Origin of the sequence: Enterobacter sp. JBIWA003, assembly GCF_019968825.1 — a bacterium.
Classification (GTDB): Bacteria; Pseudomonadota; Gammaproteobacteria; order Enterobacterales; family Enterobacteriaceae; genus Enterobacter; species Enterobacter quasiroggenkampii.
Genome location: NZ_CP074170.1, coordinates 3,142,472 through 3,161,576 on the forward strand (window position 1 = coordinate 3,142,472; position 19,105 = coordinate 3,161,576).

Annotated in this window: 11 protein-coding genes and 2 tRNA genes; 7 read left to right on the forward strand and 6 right to left on the reverse strand. The window is 46.4% G+C overall.

The genetic code is table 11. The annotated features are described in order from the left end of the window. Window positions 1-250 precede the first annotated feature (250 nt). The 3 genes from shiA to KGP25_RS15160 all read left to right on the forward strand — a co-directional run bounded on the left by shiA (window position 251) and on the right by KGP25_RS15160 (window position 4,886). The gene (gene shiA, locus KGP25_RS15150) at window positions 251-1,567 is read left to right on the forward strand and encodes a shikimate transporter (RefSeq protein ID WP_223539221.1); all 1,317 of its coding nucleotides are present in this window, start codon (window positions 251-253) and stop codon (window positions 1,565-1,567) included. A 73-nt stretch (window positions 1,568-1,640) separates the two neighbouring features. Further along, window positions 1,641-3,095 (forward strand): AMP nucleosidase, encoded by a 1,455-nt coding sequence (locus KGP25_RS15155; RefSeq protein ID WP_045908120.1) that lies wholly within the window; start codon window positions 1,641-1,643, stop codon window positions 3,093-3,095. An 18-nt stretch (window positions 3,096-3,113) separates the two neighbouring features. Next, the gene (locus KGP25_RS15160; RefSeq protein ID WP_223539222.1) at window positions 3,114-4,886 is read left to right on the forward strand and encodes an aminopeptidase P family protein; all 1,773 of its coding nucleotides are present in this window, start codon (window positions 3,114-3,116) and stop codon (window positions 4,884-4,886) included. Between the two features lie 136 nt (window positions 4,887-5,022). Here the strand turns inward: KGP25_RS15160 and KGP25_RS15165 are convergent. Both KGP25_RS15165 and emmdR read right to left on the reverse strand, forming a co-directional pair. Next, window positions 5,023-5,098: transfer RNA gene (locus tag KGP25_RS15165), tRNA-Asn, on the reverse strand. A gap of 103 nt (window positions 5,099-5,201) precedes the next feature. After that, the gene (emmdR, locus tag KGP25_RS15170; protein WP_282441153.1) at window positions 5,202-6,656 is read right to left on the reverse strand and encodes a multidrug efflux MATE transporter EmmdR; all 1,455 of its coding nucleotides are present in this window, start codon (window positions 6,654-6,656) and stop codon (window positions 5,202-5,204) included. A 161-nt stretch (window positions 6,657-6,817) separates the two neighbouring features. On the opposite strand from emmdR, the gene KGP25_RS15175 reads away from it, so the two are divergent. After that, window positions 6,818-6,893, forward strand: a tRNA-Asn gene (locus tag KGP25_RS15175). Window positions 6,894-7,073: 180 nt separating this feature from the next. Then, window positions 7,074-8,348, forward strand: coding sequence for an integrase arm-type DNA-binding domain-containing protein (locus KGP25_RS15180; protein ID WP_106731487.1), 1,275 nt, complete (start codon window positions 7,074-7,076; stop codon window positions 8,346-8,348). Between the two features lie 46 nt (window positions 8,349-8,394). On the opposite strand, the gene KGP25_RS15185 is transcribed toward KGP25_RS15180, so the two are convergent. Then, a complete protein-coding gene (locus KGP25_RS15185) occupies window positions 8,395-9,783 on the reverse strand; it encodes a SpnT protein (RefSeq protein WP_223539223.1) in 1,389 nt (462 codons plus the stop codon). A gap of 194 nt (window positions 9,784-9,977) precedes the next feature. Between KGP25_RS15185 and KGP25_RS15190 the strand changes: the two genes are divergently transcribed. Both KGP25_RS15190 and KGP25_RS15195 read left to right on the forward strand, forming a co-directional pair. Beyond that, window positions 9,978-11,879, forward strand: coding sequence for a site-specific DNA-methyltransferase (locus KGP25_RS15190; RefSeq protein WP_047730336.1), 1,902 nt, complete (start codon window positions 9,978-9,980; stop codon window positions 11,877-11,879). A 9-nt stretch (window positions 11,880-11,888) separates the two neighbouring features. Further along, window positions 11,889-14,849: a DEAD/DEAH box helicase family protein gene (locus KGP25_RS15195; protein WP_223539224.1), complete on the forward strand. Its 2,961-nt coding sequence runs from the start codon at window positions 11,889-11,891 to the stop codon at window positions 14,847-14,849. Between the two features lie 166 nt (window positions 14,850-15,015). Here the strand turns inward: KGP25_RS15195 and pilV are convergent, their stop codons facing one another. The 3 genes from pilV to KGP25_RS15210 all read right to left on the reverse strand — a co-directional run bounded on the left by pilV (window position 15,016) and on the right by KGP25_RS15210 (window position 18,882). Next, window positions 15,016-16,461 carry a shufflon system plasmid conjugative transfer pilus tip adhesin PilV gene (pilV, locus tag KGP25_RS15200; RefSeq protein ID WP_223539225.1) on the reverse strand — a complete coding sequence of 482 codons (1,446 nt, stop codon included), beginning with the start codon at window positions 16,459-16,461 and terminating at the stop codon, window positions 15,016-15,018. A gap of 9 nt (window positions 16,462-16,470) precedes the next feature. Next, complete coding sequence (locus tag KGP25_RS15205; protein WP_223539226.1) at window positions 16,471-18,162, reverse strand: prepilin cleavage protein; 1,692 nt, start codon at window positions 18,160-18,162, stop codon at window positions 16,471-16,473. A gap of 156 nt (window positions 18,163-18,318) precedes the next feature. Further along, complete coding sequence (locus KGP25_RS15210; protein WP_223539227.1) at window positions 18,319-18,882, reverse strand: type 4 pilus major pilin; 564 nt, start codon at window positions 18,880-18,882, stop codon at window positions 18,319-18,321. Between the last annotated feature and the right edge of the window lie 223 nt (window positions 18,883-19,105).

Here is a 19,105-nt window from a genome sequence, read left to right on the forward strand (position 1 = left end):
TCCCTCAGCTTAACTCACGCGGCGGTCATTATTACTGTAAACCATTCAGCACTTAACGAAGCCAGAAGAGGCAATTATCTCGCCGCAGGTGTGGATGAAATTTATTTATTCAGCACCTTCCGGAAAGATAAAAACGTTTTCTCAGGCGTTTTGTCGCGGTAGTCTCATAGGTTCCGTTTATATGACGGGCGCAATGTGAGTGACCTTTTCTTATACCAATAATTAAAAAATCAGTACGGACAGGACAACTATGGACTCCACCCTCATCTCCGATCGTCCCAACGAGGAGACACCTTCGCTTAATCGCGCCCGCCGCGCCGCACTCGGCAGCTTCGCGGGTGCCGTCGTCGACTGGTATGATTTTCTGCTTTACGGCATTACCGCCGCGCTGGTGTTTAACCGTGAATTCTTCCCCCAGATCAGCCCTGCGATGGGTACGCTCGCCGCGTTTGCCACCTTCGGCGTCGGCTTTCTGTTTCGCCCGCTGGGCGGGGTGATCTTCGGCCACTTCGGCGACCGCCTCGGCCGCAAACGCATGCTGATGCTCACCGTCTGGATGATGGGGATCGCCACCGCGCTGATTGGCATTCTCCCGTCGTTTTCCGCTATTGGCTGGTGGGCCCCGGTATTGCTGGTGACGTTACGCGCCATTCAGGGCTTCGCCGTGGGCGGCGAATGGGGCGGCGCGGCGCTGTTATCCGTTGAGAGCGCACCAAAAAATAAGAAAGCGTTTTACAGCAGCGGCGTGCAGGTCGGGTACGGCGTAGGGCTGTTGCTTTCTACAGGGCTGGTGTCGTTAATCAGCCAGCTCACCACCGACGACCAGTTCCTGAGCTGGGGCTGGCGCATTCCGTTCATCTTCAGCATCGTGCTGGTGATTGCCGCACTGTGGATCCGTAACGGCATGGAGGAGTCCGCTGAATTCGAACAGCAGCAGCAGGAAAAACCGACCGTCAAAAAGCGGCTGCCGGTGATGGAAGCCCTGATTCGGCACCCTGGCGCTTTTCTGAAAATTATCGCCCTGCGCCTGTGCGAGCTGCTGACGATGTATATCGTCACCGCCTTTGCGCTGAACTACTCGACGCAGAATCTCGGCCTGCCCCGTGAATTGTTCCTGAATATCGGCCTGCTGGTCGGCGGGATCAGCTGTCTGACAATACCCTGCTTCGCCTGGCTGGCGGACCGGTTTGGCCGCCGTCGCGTCTACATCACCGGCGCGCTGATTGGGAGCCTCAGCGCCTGGCCATTCTTTATGGCGCTGGAGGCGCAGTCGATCTTCTGGATTGTCTTCTTTGCCATCATGCTCGCGAACATCGCTCACGATATGGTGGTCTGCGTGCAGCAGCCGATGTTTACCGAACTGTTCGGCGCCAGCTACCGCTACAGCGGCGCGGGCGTGGGCTACCAGGTCGCTAGCGTGGTCGGCGGCGGGTTTACGCCGTTTATTGCCGCCGCGCTGGTGACCTTCTCCGGCGGTAACTGGCACAGCGTGGCGGTTTATCTGCTGGCTGGTTGCCTGCTGTCGGCGGCAACGGCGCTATTGATGAAAGAGACGAGCCACCGCTGATCTCACTTTTGTTTCACAGGCGTGTGACATACTATCGGGTAGAGTCGCACACCTGTGGAACAAGGAGACAGAGATGAATAATAAGGGCTCCAGCCTGACCCCGGCTCAGGCGCTGGAAAAACTCGACGCGCTGTATGAACAGTCCGTCAACGCGCTGCGCAGCGCCATCAGCGAATATATCGAAACAGGGAAACTTCCCGACGAAAAGGCCAGAACCGAGGGCCTTTTTGTTTATCCATCGCTCTCTGTGACCTGGGACGGCAGCGCCAGCACAACACCGAAAACCCGTGCCTACGCCCGTTTTACCCACTCCGGCTGCTACAGCACCACCGTCACCCGCCCGGCCCTGTTCCGCCCGTACCTCGAAGAACAACTTACGCTGCTGTATCAGGATTACGGCGCGCACATTCACGTTGAGCCCTCGCAGCATGAAATTCCATACCCCTACGTGATTGACGGTTCGGCGTTAACCCTCGACCGTTCGATGAGCGCGGGGCTAACCCGCCACTTCCCGACGACGGAACTGTCGCAGATTGGCGATGAGACGGCCGATGGGATCTATCACCCGGCAGAATTTTCTCCCCTGTCGCACTTTGATGCCCGCCGGGTCGATTTCTCCCTGGCGCGTCTGCGCCACTACACCGGCACGCCCGTCGAACATTTCCAGCCGTTCGTCCTCTTTACCAACTACACCCGCTACGTTGACGAGTTTGTCCGCTGGGGCTGCAGCCAGATCCTCGACCCGGAAAGCCCGTATATCGCCCTCTCCTGTGCGGGAGGGATCTGGATCACTGCGGAGACCGAAGCGCCCGAGCAGGCCATTTCCGACCTGGCGTGGAAAAAACATCAGATGCCCGCCTGGCACCTGATCACCGCCGACGGTCAGGGCATTACGCTGATTAACATCGGCGTGGGCCCGTCAAATGCCAAGACCATCTGCGACCATCTGGCGGTGCTGCGTCCGGACGTGTGGCTGATGATCGGCCACTGCGGCGGCCTGCGTGAAAGCCAGCTGATTGGCGACTACGTGCTCGCCCACGCCTATCTGCGTGATGACCACGTGCTGGATGCGGTGCTGCCGCCGGATATCCCAATCCCGAGCATCGCCGAAGTGCAGCGTGCGCTGTATGACGCCACCAAAGAGGTCAGCGGCATGCCGGGTGAAGAGGTTAAGCAGCGCCTGCGCACCGGTACGGTCGTCACGACGGATGACCGGAACTGGGAGCTGCGTTACTCCGCCTCCGCGCTGCGGTTCAACCTGAGCCGCGCGGTGGCCATTGATATGGAGAGCGCCACCATCGCCGCGCAGGGGTATCGCTTCCGCGTCCCGTACGGCACGCTGCTGTGCGTCTCCGATAAGCCGCTGCACGGCGAAATTAAGCTGCCCGGGCAGGCCAACCGTTTCTATGAAGGGGCGATATCCGAACATCTGCAAATTGGCATTCGCGCCATTGACCTGCTGCGGGCAGAAGGTGACCGGCTCCATTCCCGCAAGCTGCGCACCTTCAACGAGCCGCCGTTCCGCTAATAACGATAAGGAATAATCATGTCCAGCACATCTCCGCTCTCTGCCCTGCGCCACTGGCTTGAGGCCAGCCATTTCGACGGGATGATCGTCCCGCGTGCGGATGCGTGGCAGAGCGAATACTGCGCGCCCTACGACGAAAAGCTGGCCTGGCTAACGGGCTTTGACGGTTCGGCCGGTGTGGCGCTGGTGCTGAAAAACAAAGCGCTGCTGTTCGTTGACGGGCGCTATCAGGTTCAGGCCCGCGTTCAGGTCAATACGGATGAGGTAGAGATCCACCACCTGCACAACGAGCCGCTGGCTGAATGGCTGGCGGAAAACGCTGAGGCCGGGACGCGCATCGGTTTTGACCCACTGCTGATGACCCATTCAGAGTTTGAGCAACTGTCTGCCACGCCTTGCGAGCTGGTCCCGCTGAAAGCCTCGCCGTTTGACACCCTATGGACTGACCGCCCTGCCGCACCGGCGGGGCTTATCCGGGAAATGCCGGTTGAATACAGCGGTGAAAGCAGCGCTGATAAACGTCAGCGCGTCGCCGCTGTGCTGGCTGCAAGCAATGCCGATTATCTCGCCGTTACCCTGCCGGATAATATCGCCTGGCTGTTAAACGTCCGTGGCGCGGATATCCCTTACAGCCCGGTACCGCTCTCTTTTGCTCTTCTGCGCCGTGACGGCCACGTTGAGTGGTTTGTTAACGACAGCAAGCTCGGCGCCCTGCCGGAAGACGTGCGCAATGCGTTTAGCATTGCGCCGCAGGACGCCTTTGTCGAACGCTGCCAGCAGATTGCTGCAGGAAAACGGGTGATGGTTGATGCCGATTCCGCGCCGGTCGCCCTGCGCTTTGCCATCGAACCCCGGGGAGAGATTGTCTGGCGGACCGACCCCATCACCCTGATGAAAGCCACCAAAAACCCGGTTGAGCTGGCCGGTTATCGCGCGTGTCATCACCAGGACGGCGCCGCCTGGGTCAACTTCCTGGCCTGGCTGAGCCGTGAAGTGCCGCTGCGCGAGGCGGCAGGGAATCCGCTAACAGAACTGGAAGTTCAGGCGCAGCAGTTGGCGTTCCGTCAACAGCAGCCCGGGTTCATCGAGCAGAGTTTTGCGACCATCTCCGCCTCTTCGAGCAATGCGGCGATGTGCCACTATCATTCGAGCGAGGCCAGCAACAAGCCCATCGGTCATGACCATTTTTACCTTAACGATTCCGGCGGTCAGTACGTGAATGGCACCACCGACGCCACGCGCACGCTGGCATGGGGTAAGGTCGACCCGCAGCAGCGCCTGCACTACACCGCCGTGCTGAGAGGCTTCCTCTCGCTGATTACCCTGCAGTTCCCTTCCGGGACTCAGGGACATCAGCTGGATGCCTTTGCGCGTCGTCCGCTGTGGGAGATGGGACTGGATTACGATCACGGCACGGGGCATGGCGTGGGTCATCAGCTTCTTATCCATGAGAATCCGCATCGCATTGCCAAAAAGGTCAACCCGTGGCCGCTGGTGGCGGGCAATATCATGACGATTGAACCGGGATACTATCTGGGCGATAGCCACGGTATTCGTATTGAAAACCAGGTGGAGATTGTGGAGAGCCGTCCGGGGTTCTGCAGGTTTGCCTCGCTGACGCTGATCCCGATTGACTTAAGCCAGGTTGAGCTGCATTTGCTGAGCGAGCAGGAAAAGCAGTGGCTGGATGCGTATCACCAGCAGGTACGCGAGGCGCTGTCACCGCTGGTGAACAGCGATGCGCGTCCGTGGCTGGTAGAGGCGACGGCGCCGGTTCGCGTCAAACAGTAGTGCGGTTTGTTGCCCGGTGGCGCTGCGCTTACCGGGCCTACAGTCCCGTAGGTCGGGTAAGGCGAAGCCGCCACCCGACAATTCAACCCGACGCAGAAAAGCAAAAAGCCTGCTTTAAAAGCAGGCTTTTCAAATTTGGCTCCTCTGACTGGACTCGAACCAGTGACATACGGATTAACAGTCCGCCGTTCTACCGACTGAACTACAGAGGAATCGTGTGAACGGGGCGCATATTATCGATGCGCTCCCGGGATGTCAAAGGCAGAATGCATATTTCCGATCGTTTGACGATTTATTCTCCACTTCGCGCAATTGTCAGGCATTTTGTCGCGGATATTTCCACAGCCAGCGCCCGCTGACCATACGCCAGTAGAACAGCCCGCCCCGCACGGCCCAGTCCAGGAACATCCCCAGCCAGACGCCGATCACACCCCATCCGAGCATTACCCCAAGCGTATACCCCGCCACGACGCGACATCCCCACATGCCAAGCATCGACACCCCCATCGCAAAGCGGGCGTCGCGCGCCCCCTTCAGCCCGGCAGGCAGTACCCATGAGGCCGCCCAGATAGGCATAAAGGCCGCATTGAGCCAGATGAGGACTTTTACAACCTCTTTAACGTCGTCTTCATGGGTATAGAACGAGGCCATCAGCCCGGCAAACGGCGCGGTTCCCCAGGCAATCACGGTCAGTCCGATGGTCGACAGCCAGAAAACGTGGCGCAGCTGTCGCTCCGCCTGGCCGATCTGCCCTTTCCCGAGCCGTTTCCCGGTGATAATGGTCGATGCAGAGCCCAGCGCGTTACCCGGCAGGTTAATCAGCGAGGCAATGGAGAAGGCGATGAAGTTACCGGCGATCACGTCAGTGCCCATCCCGGCGACAAACATCTGCGTCAGCAATTTCCCGCCGTTAAACAACACCGACTCAATGCTTGCGGGAATGCCGATCCCCATCACTTCCCAGATAATGGCGAAATTAAAGGGGCGGAAATAGCTCTTCAGCGTGAGGCGCAGCGAGGGGGTGATCCCCGCCATCAGCACGCCGATAATCGCCGCTGCACCGATATAGCGTGAAATGGTTAGCCCCAGTCCTGCACCGACGAAGCCCAGCCCGTCCCACGAGAATACGCCGTAGATCAGCACGCTGCTGATGATAATATTCAGGATATTCATTCCGCCGTTGATCAGCAGCGGAATTTTAGTGTTCCCTGCCCCGCGCAGCGCGCCGCTGCCAATCAGGGCGATGGCCGCCGCAGGATAGCTGATGACGGTCATCTCCAGATAGGTCAGCGCCAGGTCTTTAACCTCGTTCGTGGCCTCCCCGGCGACAAAATCGATGATCTCTTTGCCGAAATAGTGGATCACCGCCGCCAGAACGGCCGAAAAGACAGTCATGATCATCAGCGACTGGCGTGCCGCCTCGCGCGCACGTTTGGGATCCAGCTTGCCGAGGCTAAAGGCCACCACCACCGTCGTCCCGAGGTCAATCGCGGCAAAGAACGAGATCACCACCATGTTAAAGCTGTCCGCCAGACCAACCCCCGCCATCGCCTCTTTTCCCAGCCAGCTCACCAGGAAGGTGCTCAGCACGCCCATCAGCAGAACGCAGGTATTTTCCAGGAAGATAGGCACGGCAAGAGGGGTGATTTCACGCCAGAAGAGAACCCGATAGCTTTTACGTTTTGCATACCATGGCGTGCGCGCGATCGCCTGGCGTAAGGAGGCAGTGACGTTCAAAATGGACCTTAGCGAGAAAAGTTGAAACTCCATTTCAAATAATGGGGGAGAAATGCTCATCCTGCAAAGTATTTTCCGGAAAAAGATGTGTGGATTTACAACAAACTGACGACAGAATCAGCAATCAGTCGCTTTTCCCTAAGATCAGGTTTGACAAAACTTTTTTCGCCGCTAAGATAAGCCTCCACAACGATTCCTCTGTAGTTCAGTCGGTAGAACGGCGGACTGTTAATCCGTATGTCACTGGTTCGAGTCCAGTCAGAGGAGCCATTTTCAAGAAAGCAGACGTTCGCTAACGTCTGCTTTCTGCATTTCTATCAATTGGTTATCCCCTCTCAGTCGTTCACCCTCGTTCATTAAAAACCACTCGAAGCCATATCATTTTGATGGTAAAAATGCTGGTAATGCTGGTTCGATTTCCCTTTTACCAACAAATGAGGGGGTGTTTTCATGTCACTGACTGATATTAAAGCAAAAAATGCAAAACCCCTTGAGAAGGAATACAAGCTTACTGATGGCTTTGGTATGTTCCTTCGTGTTACCCCTAAAGGTTCGAAATACTGGCAAATGGCTTACCGCTTCGAAGGGAAACAAAAACTCTTCTCTATTGGTGTTTACCCTGCAGTTTCTCTTTCTGACGCAAGACAACGCCGTGACGAGGCCAGAAGGCTTCTGGCTCAGGGTATTGACCCTAATGCAAAGAAACAGGCAGAGGTTAAAGAGCTTAAAGCCAAACGTGATAATACACGCTCCTTCAGAACAGTAGCCAAAGCGTGGTTCTCCACGAAAACAAAATGGTCTGATGATTATGGTGATGCCGTATGGAAGCGCCTTGAAACTTATGTCTTCCCGGTAATCGGTGACAAAGATGTTGCCGAACTGGATACGGGTGATCTGCTGGTTCCGGTGAAAAAAGTTGAGGCTCTTGGTTATCTTGAAGTTGCCATGCGCATTCAACAATACATTACGGCAATCCTGCGTCATGCCGTCCAGCAAAAGCTGATACGCCATAACCCAGCCTATGATATGGAAGGTGCAGTTCAGAAACCACAGACTGAACACCGCCCTGCACTTGAGCTGGAAGAAATACCCCAGCTACTGAACAAAATTGCCGAATACAAAGGCCGCAGGTTAACCATACTGGCAATACAGCTCAATCTGATGATTTTCATTCGTTCCAGTGAGTTGCGTTTCGCTCGCTGGTCAGAAATTGATTTCAAAAGTAAGTTATGGGTGATACCCGAACAGCGTGAAGCGATTGAAAACGTCAAACATTCAACTCGTGGGGCTAAAATGAAGCGTAAGCACTTCGTTCCCCTTTGTAAGCAGGCCATGAAGATATTGAAAGAGATCCGACAACTGACTTATGAAGAAGGTCAAGATGATGGGTTAATCTTTACTGGCTGTTATGACTCGTTTAAACCCATGAGTGAAAACACCATCAACAAAGCCCTCCGCAATATGGGCTATGACACGAAGCAGGACATCTGTGGACACGGTTTCCGAACACTGGCCTGTAGTGCCTTAATTGAGTCCGGGCTATGGTCAGAAGACGCTGTAGAGCTTCAGATGAGCCATAAGGAAAGCAACAGTGTCCGGGCAGCTTATACCCACAAGGCTAAACACCTTGATCAACGCCGTCTGATGCTCCAATGGTGGGCTGACTACCTTGATGCAAGCAGAAACGGTATGGTAAGGCCGTTTGAGTTTGCTTCAAATAAATAAAGGGAAAGGCCGTTCGCGGCCTTTCAACTTCATGCTTAATTACACTCTATGCTGAATATGATACTGAATCTTTCTCTATCACTAAACCAGCGATTTTTTCCAGCATTATTTCCCAGAGTGCGTATTTTCTTTTGTGCTCAATAAACAGGGATTTTAAATACTCTTCTGTAGAAGGGATTTTTTCAGTCCATGTAATATCTTTACTGTAATCAATGCTTTTTTTCATATCAGATGCTGCATAGGTGTAGTATTTACTCTGAGAACGACTGATACTGTCCTCTGCCAGAACTCTACGGAGCAGAGTTGCAGAACATGCATAACCATGCCTGTAAAGTTCACTCGATAAAGTACGAACAAAAGAACCGCGTAATAAAGACATCATCTCTGCGATTTCATTTTCACTCGCATTCATGACTTCAGAATCAAGTTTTCCATAACTATCCGTCCCGGACAAGAAAAGAATAACAAACGGAAAGCCTTTGTTCTTTGCTATGCCAGAGAACAAATCCAGTGAGTCATTATTTTTCTCTACCCGATTATAGATATTATAAAAAATAATATCACACCTGTTCTTAAATCCGTCTATACAAATTGTTTTTGCCTGCTGAATCTCGCCTTCTTCAATCAACGCCAGAGCCAACACCTCAGTCCATTTATCACGAAGCCCTGCCTGATCAACTGATTTATCTTCTTTGATTTTATTGAGAACCTGAATGGCTTCCTCAGTGCACAGTTCATCAACCAGCAACTCAGCAAACTTAATGATGTATTCTGGCTGGTTCAGTTTTCTTTTCTCAAAGCATTGCCTGATAAAATCAACATCCCTGATATACAGACTTAACTCAACAGCATCATTAACATCACCTGTCTTAAGAAGACTTTCCCTTAAAGCACGAATAACATTGTATCCCAGCTCTTTTTTATACTTATCAAAAATATCAAAGTTAAAATATACATCACCTTTAAGTACGGAAAGTATTCTATCCGCTATAACATCAATGCTTTTGTCTTTTTGTAGGAACAGGGATTTTAACCATATTTCGACAGCACCATTATAATAGTTCATCCATGATCCATCTGATGTATCAGCAATTTCGCTGACTTTATCAAATGAGAGCAGTAAATCATGGCAAAACGCCTCGGTTTTTTCAGGCAGCGTTGATACCGTCTTTTCAAGTGGAAATATGACATTCCTGTATAGCCCCTCAAAAAAAACCGCTGCTTCATAATAATCATAAAAGCGTTTTGTTTTAATTACCCTTTTGTATTCAGCCTCAGCCTTTTTCAGTGATTCTTCTGGAGTTAACAGATATTTATTAATAATAAAGGATTTTGCCTGACCATTACTCTCTGCAATATCACAAATTATTTGCATGAGTTGATCGGCAGGCATTTCCTTGAGTAAAGCAAGTTGTTTCTTGTTCAGTTTAGCCATCATCACATCCTGATAATGTTTGGTAGACGCATAAAAGCTAATTGTACTAATACAAGGACAGGACATTCAATAAATGCATTAACATAATGATTTAAAAAGAAATCTGCAGCACACTGTTCATTGATGAAATGCACTATTTACCGTAAAATATCCCCCATCACACAGTAACCTGATACAGATACGTGGAATGGTCAATGAACAAACTTTCGCCTGAAATGCCCGAACTGCAATCAATGAATATCACTGCCGATAACATCACCAAACTTAAATCATTGTTTCCTGAAGCTTTTAATGAAGACAGTGTTGATTTTGAGGTTTTAAAGCAGCTTTTGGGTGAAAATGTAGACGACAAAGAAGAACGCTATGGCCTGAACTGGCATGGTAAGCGTCAGGCTCGTCAGCTTGCTCTTACCCCTTCCCGTGGCACCTTACGCCCATGTAAAGATGAAAGCGTTGATTGGGATAACACCAAGAACCTCATGATCGAGGGTGATAACCTTGAAGTGTTAAAACTTCTTCAAAAAAGTTATGCCGGAAAAGTTAAGCTTATTTATATCGATCCTCCTTACAATACCGGTAAAGATTTTGTCTATCCTGATAACTTCCAAGATAATATGAAAAATTATCTGGAGATTACTGGGCAAACAGAAGATGGCGTGCGTGTAAGTTCTAATTCAGAAACCAGTGGGCGTTATCACACAGACTGGTTGAATATGATGTATCCACGTATTAAACTTGCAAGAAATCTTCTCAAAGAGGATGGGTTTATATTTTTAAGCATTGATGACAATGAAGTCAATAACTTGAAATTAATGTGCGATGATATTTTTGGGCAAGAAAATTTTGTTGCCAATGTTATTTGGCAAAAAAAATATAGCACAAAAGCAGATTCAAAAAACTTTTCAGAGTCACATGACTATATTCTTTGCTACAAAAAATCAGACCAATCAAAAATACTCGGCTTACCAAGAAGTAAGCAACAAGAATCAACATACAAGAATTTAGATAATGACCCTAGGGGTGTATGGGCTTCAGATAATCTTCTCAGAACTGAAGTCAGAGATTATGCAGTTTTTGGTATCACATCCCCCTCGGGGATGGAACATTATCCTCCCGCTGGTAGTAGTTGGAGATTTAACAAGGATAAAATTGAAGAGTTAATTTCTGATAACAGAATATGGTTTGGCGAAGATGGTAATAACAAGCCGCGACTAAAAAGATTTCGCTCAGAGGTGAGAGACACTATTCCTCCACAAACTCTTTGGGGATTTGAGCATGTTGGGCACACAGATGAAGGTACAAAACAGTTAGCAGAACTATTTGATAGCACACGTTCACCATTTCCTAATCCAAAACCCGTGAGGTTGCTACAGCGGATTGTACAAATAGCGACCAAAGAAAATGATATTATCATGGATTTTTTTGCGGGAAGTGGTACTACAGGGCAAGCAGTGTACGAATTGAACGAGACGGATAAACAAGATAGAAAGTTCATTCTGGTTCAACTCCCTGAAACACTATCTAAAAGCAATAAGGAAGATCTTTCTGCAATCTACTTCTGCGAAGAGCTTGATAAGCCATTGTATCTATCTGAATTAACGAAAGAACGCCTCCGCCGTGCAGGTAATAAGGTTAAAGCAATTAATCCAGACTGGAATGGAGATACCGGTTTTCGTGTGTTTAAACTCGATACATCTAATATCCGTCCGTGGGAAGCCACAGCAGAAACCCTTTCAGAACAGATTGATGCCTATGTAAGCCCAATCCTTGAAGGCCGTAGTGAAGAAGATTTGCTCACAGAGTTAATGCTAAAGCGTGGCATTGACTTGAGTGTTAACATTGAAACCCGTCAGTTTGATGGATTAACCGTTTCTTGTGTTGACGGTGGAAAATTGTTTACCTGCTTTACCCGTCAAATCCCTGCCTCTTCTGTTGAGGCACTAACCAAAGGGATCATTGACTGGCATAAGAGTTTAAAAGCTGGCAAAGATACGGTCTGCTATTTCCTTGATGACGCATTTGAAAATAACGTTGCTAAAACAAATCTTTGCGCCATTCTGGAACAACATGGCCTGACTAACCTGCACAGCCTGTAAGGGAATGAGATGAAACTACATTTTGAATCTGACCTTACCTATCAGCAAAACGCCATAACTTCGGTCTGTGATTTGTTTGAAGGGCAAGAGAAATGGGAAAGCGAAATGACTGTGCTGGCCCCAGCTCAGGGTGCACTCTCATTTGAAGGCGCAACGGGTTCAATGCCTGTTAACCCACAAATACCCGAAGATGATGTACTGCTTAAAAATCTGAACAATGTTCAGTTAAAAAACCAGCTTCTACCTTCACCTGTCCTTGACAGTCATGATTTTACTGTCGAAATGGAAACAGGGACAGGTAAAACGTATGTTTATCTTCGCACCATGCTGGAGCTAAATAAACGCTATGGCATGAGTAAATTTATTATTGTGGTTCCTTCAGTTGCTATCAAGGAAGGCGTTTATAAAACACTACAAATCACTGAAGAACATTTCAAAAGCCTGTATGCGGGAGTTCCATACGAATACTATCTGTATGATTCGGCAAAACCTGCGGATGTTCGAAATTTTGCAACCAGTTCTGTTATGCAGATCATGGTAATGACTGTGGGTGCGATTAACAAAAAAGATGTTAACAAGCTCTATCAGTCCAGTGAAAAAACAACTGTGGACGATCTGGATAAGCCCATTGATTTAATCCGTGCTACACGTCCAATTATTATTGTCGATGAACCGCAAAGTGTTGACGGTGGCTTGAACGGTGCGGGTAAAACCGCACTTGATGCTATGCACCCTATGTTCACCTTACGCTATTCAGCAACACATATTCATAAACATCATATGGTGTACCGCCTTGATGCCATTGATGCTTACAATCAGAAACTGGTCAAACAGATCGAGGTTGCCGGGCTTGAAGTCCAGAATGCAAGCAACAGTCCTTATGTGAAACTGGTCAGTATTAATAGTAAGAAAAATGTTATCAGCGGTACTGTTCTTGTTGATATAGCCGATAAAAAAGGGAACGTAAATCGTTCAGAGATTACCGTATATGACGGTATGACACTCGATGACGAAACAGGACGTGATATTTATCAGGGTTACCGGATAAGCGAGATCCGAGCTGGCAAAGAGGGTTATCTTACACTGGAAACACCTTCTGATACCTACTATATGAAAGTCGGTGATGTCGTGGGGGATATTGACCCTATGCTCATCCAGCGTCATATGATCAGACGTACAATCCGTGAACATCTGGATAAAGAACTTCGCCTGAATACTCAGCAAATCAAGGTTCTTACCCTGTTTTTCATCGATAAGGTTGATTTCTACCGTCAGTTCACTGAAGAAGGACAACGTGAGCCGGGTGAATATGCCCGTATCTTTGAGGAAGAATACCTTAAAGCCATCAAAAGTCCTGCCTATAAAGATTTACACCCTTCTCATCCAGAACATGCTAAAGACGTTCATGATGGTTATTTCTCCATTGATAAAAAAGGTGCATGGGCTGAAACAAGCGAAAGCAATAATGCAGGCCGCGAAAATGCGGAACGTGGTTATAATCTCATCATGAAAAATAAAGAGAAGCTTTTAAGTTTCTCGAATCCGGTGAGGTTTATTTTTTCACACTCTGCTTTGAAAGAAGGCTGGGATAATCCCAATGTGTTCCAGATCTGTAGCCTTCGAGAGATGGGAAGTGAACGAGAACGCCGCCAGACTTTAGGCCGTGGTCTTCGCCTGTGCGTTAACCAAGAGGGTGAACGTGTTCGTGATGACAGCATTAACATTCTGACTGTCGTTGCCAGTGAAAATTATGAAGCCTATGCCGAACGACTACAGAGCGAAATTGAGAACGAAACAGGCATCCGTTTTGGTATCATCGAAAAAGATGCGTTTGCCCATCTGATCTTCTCTGATTCCTCACAAGTTGTGGGTATCGCAGGTTCACATGAGATTTGGGCTGAACTACAGACCGAAGGATATCTGGAAAAATCGGGGAAAATCACAAAAGCCCTGAAAAACGTGTTATTCGAAGACACTTTTGTTGTTAGTGAGAAGTATGCCTCACTACAGGAACAAATTGAAACTATCCTGCGTAAATCAGCAGGGCGACTCAATATAAACAATGCTGATGAGCGTAAAACAATCAAATACCGGAAAGAAGTCTTAAACAGCCCGGAATTCGAAGCGTTGTGGCAGCGCATTTGTCAAAAAACGCTGTACCGACTGGCATTTGATGAAGAAGAATTGATTAAATCCTGTACGAAATCACTTTCTGAAATGCAGCCTGTAGCAAAAGCAATGGTCAGTTTCAGCAAAGCAACAATCAAACAAAGTCAATCTGGCCTTGATGTTAAAGCTCTGTCTAATGGGACAACAAGCACTGTAATTGATGTTGCAGAGCAGCCATTGCCAGATATTCTTGGTGTTCTACAGGAAAAAACCGGACTGACAAAACGCAGTTTAAGCACCATCCTGAAAGAGAGTGGAAGACTCGCTGATTTTGCTAAAAATCCACAGCAGTTTATCAGTGAAGCTATAGGCCGAATCAACTACTGCAAACGCCTGTCAATTGTTGATGGTATTAAATATTATCCACTAAAAGGCGAGGTGTATGCGCAAAGTCTCTTTATGGATAAGGAGCTAACAGGATATGCCCGCAATCTTTTCGAAACCTCGTCTAAGTCAGTTTACGAATATGTTCCTAAAGATTCTGAAGTCGAAAGCCGTTTCGCTCAGGAACTCGAAGAACAGGATGAAGTTAAGCTTTATGTGAAGCTGCCGGGATGGTTTAAAATCCCCACACCACTAGGAACTTACAATCCTGACTGGGCTTTGGTTATTGAAGACAATGGTGAAGAACATATCTATTTTGTTGTCGAGACTAAAAGTAAACACATTGGTCTTGGTCATGAAGAAGATGCGAAGATAGCCTGTGGAACTGCGCATTTTAGTGCTTTAAAAGCAGAAAAAATCAATGCAGCAAAATATGTTCGAGCCACAGCCATTACAGAAATAATGAGCAGCCTTTAAATTATATAACTGGCCTTTTAGGAGGCCAGTTTATAATTTACAAAATTAAAACATAAAAAATACACATTCAGTTTTATTTTGTCTTCCGTTGCTAGCTACAGCTATAGTAACCCTATACTCAGAAAATTTCTTATGAAAATTCGATATGATATTATAACCTTATATTTCAATCAAAACAAGACGATCTTGCCCATGTAACAACACCTGCTTTCCAACTTGTAACCCTCATTTCTAACATCCATATGTCGCCTGAACGATAAACAATAGAGTGTTTAGTTGCCATGTCAGTAGATTGATCTCCTGAAAAAACACAAAGGAGGTGTTTTCCAAGATTTAATGTTTTATTAACATCACCACCTCCAGTTGTGGAAGATTCAAATACAACACTGTATATCTTTTCATTAAATTTAAATTTTGCCCATAACCCATTAACACAACTTAATGCAGAACCTTCATCATCTCTCCCTTGTAAACCATTTGGTGAACACGTAGCCCCAACCGTAGCCTGTCCGTTCAATTGAACAAATTCTCCCACCGTAGCGCGTCCAGTGGATTCTAATGTAGCACCTTTGACATTTTTGGCGGCCTCTATGTTTCCAGAGGCTGTAATGTTTCTAAGAGAGCTAATATCAGTCTGAACCCTCATATTTCCATCAATATCTAATATAACATCATTTCCGCGACTAGACGTTGGTGAATGTATCGTTAGTGGATGGTTAGATAGCATTTTTATTTCATAATCTCGACCTAAACCTCCAGAATATCCATCTCCACCAAAACCTATAGCGTCCCCATATCCATTCTTAGCCCACATCCAATTACCGGCTGAAATATTACCGTCCGCATCAATTTTTCCAGTAGCCTTAATGTTTCTTGCCTGTACGTCACCTGTCGTCGTAATGTTGCCAGTGGCATTAAGTGCGGCGACATTGTTGATATTGTGTCCGTCAAGATTTAGATCGCCAGTCATAGGCAATGTTCCATCACGACGCAGGTAAACAGAATACATCGCAGAATCATATCCAACACGATAGGCCATAAGACCTGCACTGGTGATATTACTGTAAACTGTTGATGTTTCTTTCCATGCACCCTGCAAACCTGATGCTAACGTTGCTGATTGCGTCATACCACTGTCAATACCCGCTGTTTGCATGGCTTTCCCTAATAAATCATAACGTGTTTTACCGCCTTCAATCCATGCCGTCGATGTCGTTATAAGACCATTAATAACATAGTTAGGGGAGGTTCCATCACGTTTTAATAAAATCTTGTACGGTGATTTTATAATATTGTATCCATTAAACGATGAGGGTAGTAATCCTTCATTAACTAATGTTTGATAGGTTATTTCACATGTAGCACCAGAGCAGGTTCTTGGCCCCGGATCGGTACCTGTGCCAGCAGCATTAGCCAAAGTGGAAAGCTTATCATAACGAATATTAATATAACCGTTTACTGCTTCTCCTATCTGTTTCATCTGCTGTCCGACCGCAGAAGCTAATATTTGTTCTTGATCATTCCTCATATCCTGAAACTTCATGAATGCTACCATTGTGCCCACACCAAGAACCAAGATTAATTCCAGTAAAGAAAATCCCTTATTTTTCATTTATTTCCCTTATTTTTTCATACATAATGCATATGTTCTAGAACCTAAATCCTTATATTCTGGAGATGTACAAAAACAATCTATACGCCATCCATTGTTTGATGGGGCCGAATAGTGAATATAATGGTGCGCTGGATCTTCGCACTGACCTCCACCACCTACAACTACTTCATCACTATTACAAGCTTGAAAATCAGAGTTTGCCCATACCCCATCATCTCGTAACGTTACTGTTGGGTTAAACTGTCTTTGCCATTTACTTGATTGACAAGATAATGTAAAACCAGCAGCATCTCTTGATATCGCTCCATTATAATTACAGGCTTCTCCTACTACAGCAGTTGATGTTGGTTGGAAATTATCTGCCTTCATTGTTCCTGTCGCTGTTATATTTCCAGAAGCAGCGATGTCTCCGGTTGCAGTGTTAGAAGCACTTACGTTTAAATTTCCTAATATTCTTTGAGATCCCCACACATCTAATAATGTTTTTGCTCTGTCATTTGATAACGCTGTATTCCATATGGTTAATGGTTTTGCTGTATCCATTTTTATTTCGTAATCATTACCAGCAGTTCCGTCAGCAGCAGGTGCTCCACCATCACCACCTATTAACATTGTATTACCACCACCATTATGAGCTACTAACCAATTCCCAGCAGATATATTTCCATTAGATGTTATATTTCCTGTTGATGAATCTATGGTAACTGTTCTGGTTGCTCCATTTGGAGTGCTTACACCTAAATCTCCTCTAAAATTAAATAAGAACTTAGTAGCACTATCAGAAGGGAAAAATCCAACAACAGGAGAAGTTGTAGGCTCAAATGAAAAATCATAATCTCCATTACTATCTCCACCCATCCTTATAATTTTACCATTTCCATTCCTTGCTAATAACCAGTTTCCAGAAGATATACTTCCAGTGCTATTAATATCACTATTAACTTGCAAGGTATCATTTAATGTCGTTTTTCCACCTATTGTCAAATTACCTGTTGCTGATATTTTATCAGCATTAGATATACTTCCTCCACCCATATTTAAGTCCCCTGTCATTGGCAAGGTTCCATCCCGCCTTAAATATACAGAATATAACGCACTATTAAAACCAACTCTAAATGCTAACTGTCCAGCGGATGTAATATTATTAAAATTAGCAGACGTTTCTGACCATTGACCACCATAACCGAAAGCATTTGATGTTGTTCTTGTCATACCGCTATCTATACCAGCGGTTTGCATGGCATTCCCTAATAAATCATAACGTGTTTTACCGCCTTCAATCCATGCCGTCGATGTCGTTATAAGACCATTAATAACAAAGTTAGGTGTAGTTCCATCACGTTTTAATATGATTTTATACGAGGATTTATTAGCATTAGTGCCTGTATAGGTTGAAGGTAGTAAACCTTCATTAATCAATGTCTGGTAAGTAATTTCACATACTGAACCTGAACAGGTTCTTGGACCCGGATCGGTTCCTGTTCCGGCAGCATTGGATAAGGTTGATAATTTATCATAACGGATATTTATATAGCCATTAACTGCTTCACCGATCTGTTTCATTTGTTGACCGACAGTAGAAGCCATTATACTCTCCTGTTCATTTTTCATATCCTGAAACTTCATAAAAGCCACCATCGTCCCAACACCTAAAACAAGAGTTAATTCTAGTAAAGAGAATCCTTTTTTCATTTTCATCGTCCTTTTTATTTTCACGTATTAATTAATTATCAAATAACAAACAAAAATCAAGATGAAAGAAGAACTATATATAGAAGAATAAAAACCAATAAATGATAAAAAAGGCCCCTTTAAATAAGGAGCCAAAAAAAATAATTTATTAAAACATTGTTGTTAAATAGAAGTGAAGATCAATGTATTACTGTTAGCGTCAGAACAAGCACCTGCTGTTGCCGCTACGTCAAGCGTTCCACCTGCTGGTTTAACAGTTGTAGAGCCTACTTGAGCAATGTAGAAGTTACCTGCTGTTGCCGTCATGATCTTAGTACATTCTGCTGCTGGTACGTTAGCATAAGTAATTGTGAAAGAAGAACCTGCTGCTGATGATGGACCAGTGTTAGCTACACCTAATGTTACAGCACCTTTGAATGCGTTGATTGGTGTTGCAGAGTTACCTGAACCGCTTAACATGTTGTCAGGGAAGATCTTCGCTTGAACTGCTACTGAGTTATTCAAACCAGTAAAGCTTGAAGCGGAAGTATAAAGGGCTTTAACACCAGCTTGGATTGTTGCGATGTTATTACTCTCAGCTTGTGAACGTTGTGATGCTTGCACTTTAGGATATACGATAAATGCTGCTACCACTAACGCTGCGATAATACCAAGAACAAGTAATAGTTCTAAAAGTGAGAAACCTTTTTTACTTTTTATGTTTTTAATTAATACTGTTTTTTTCATTTCCTTTATATCTCCATTATTTAATAAAATGATATAAAGAAAATAATAAATTTAAAAATAAACGCAACCACTTAAAAAATATTATATACAAAGTAGCCGATAAGCGGATTACTTAACAGAAAATAAAAAGACCGTGTTCACTTACGGTCGCTTTATCGGGAGGATACCCCCATGACTTTATTAAATACCACCACAGCTTACAAGATTTTAATATGGAGTTATT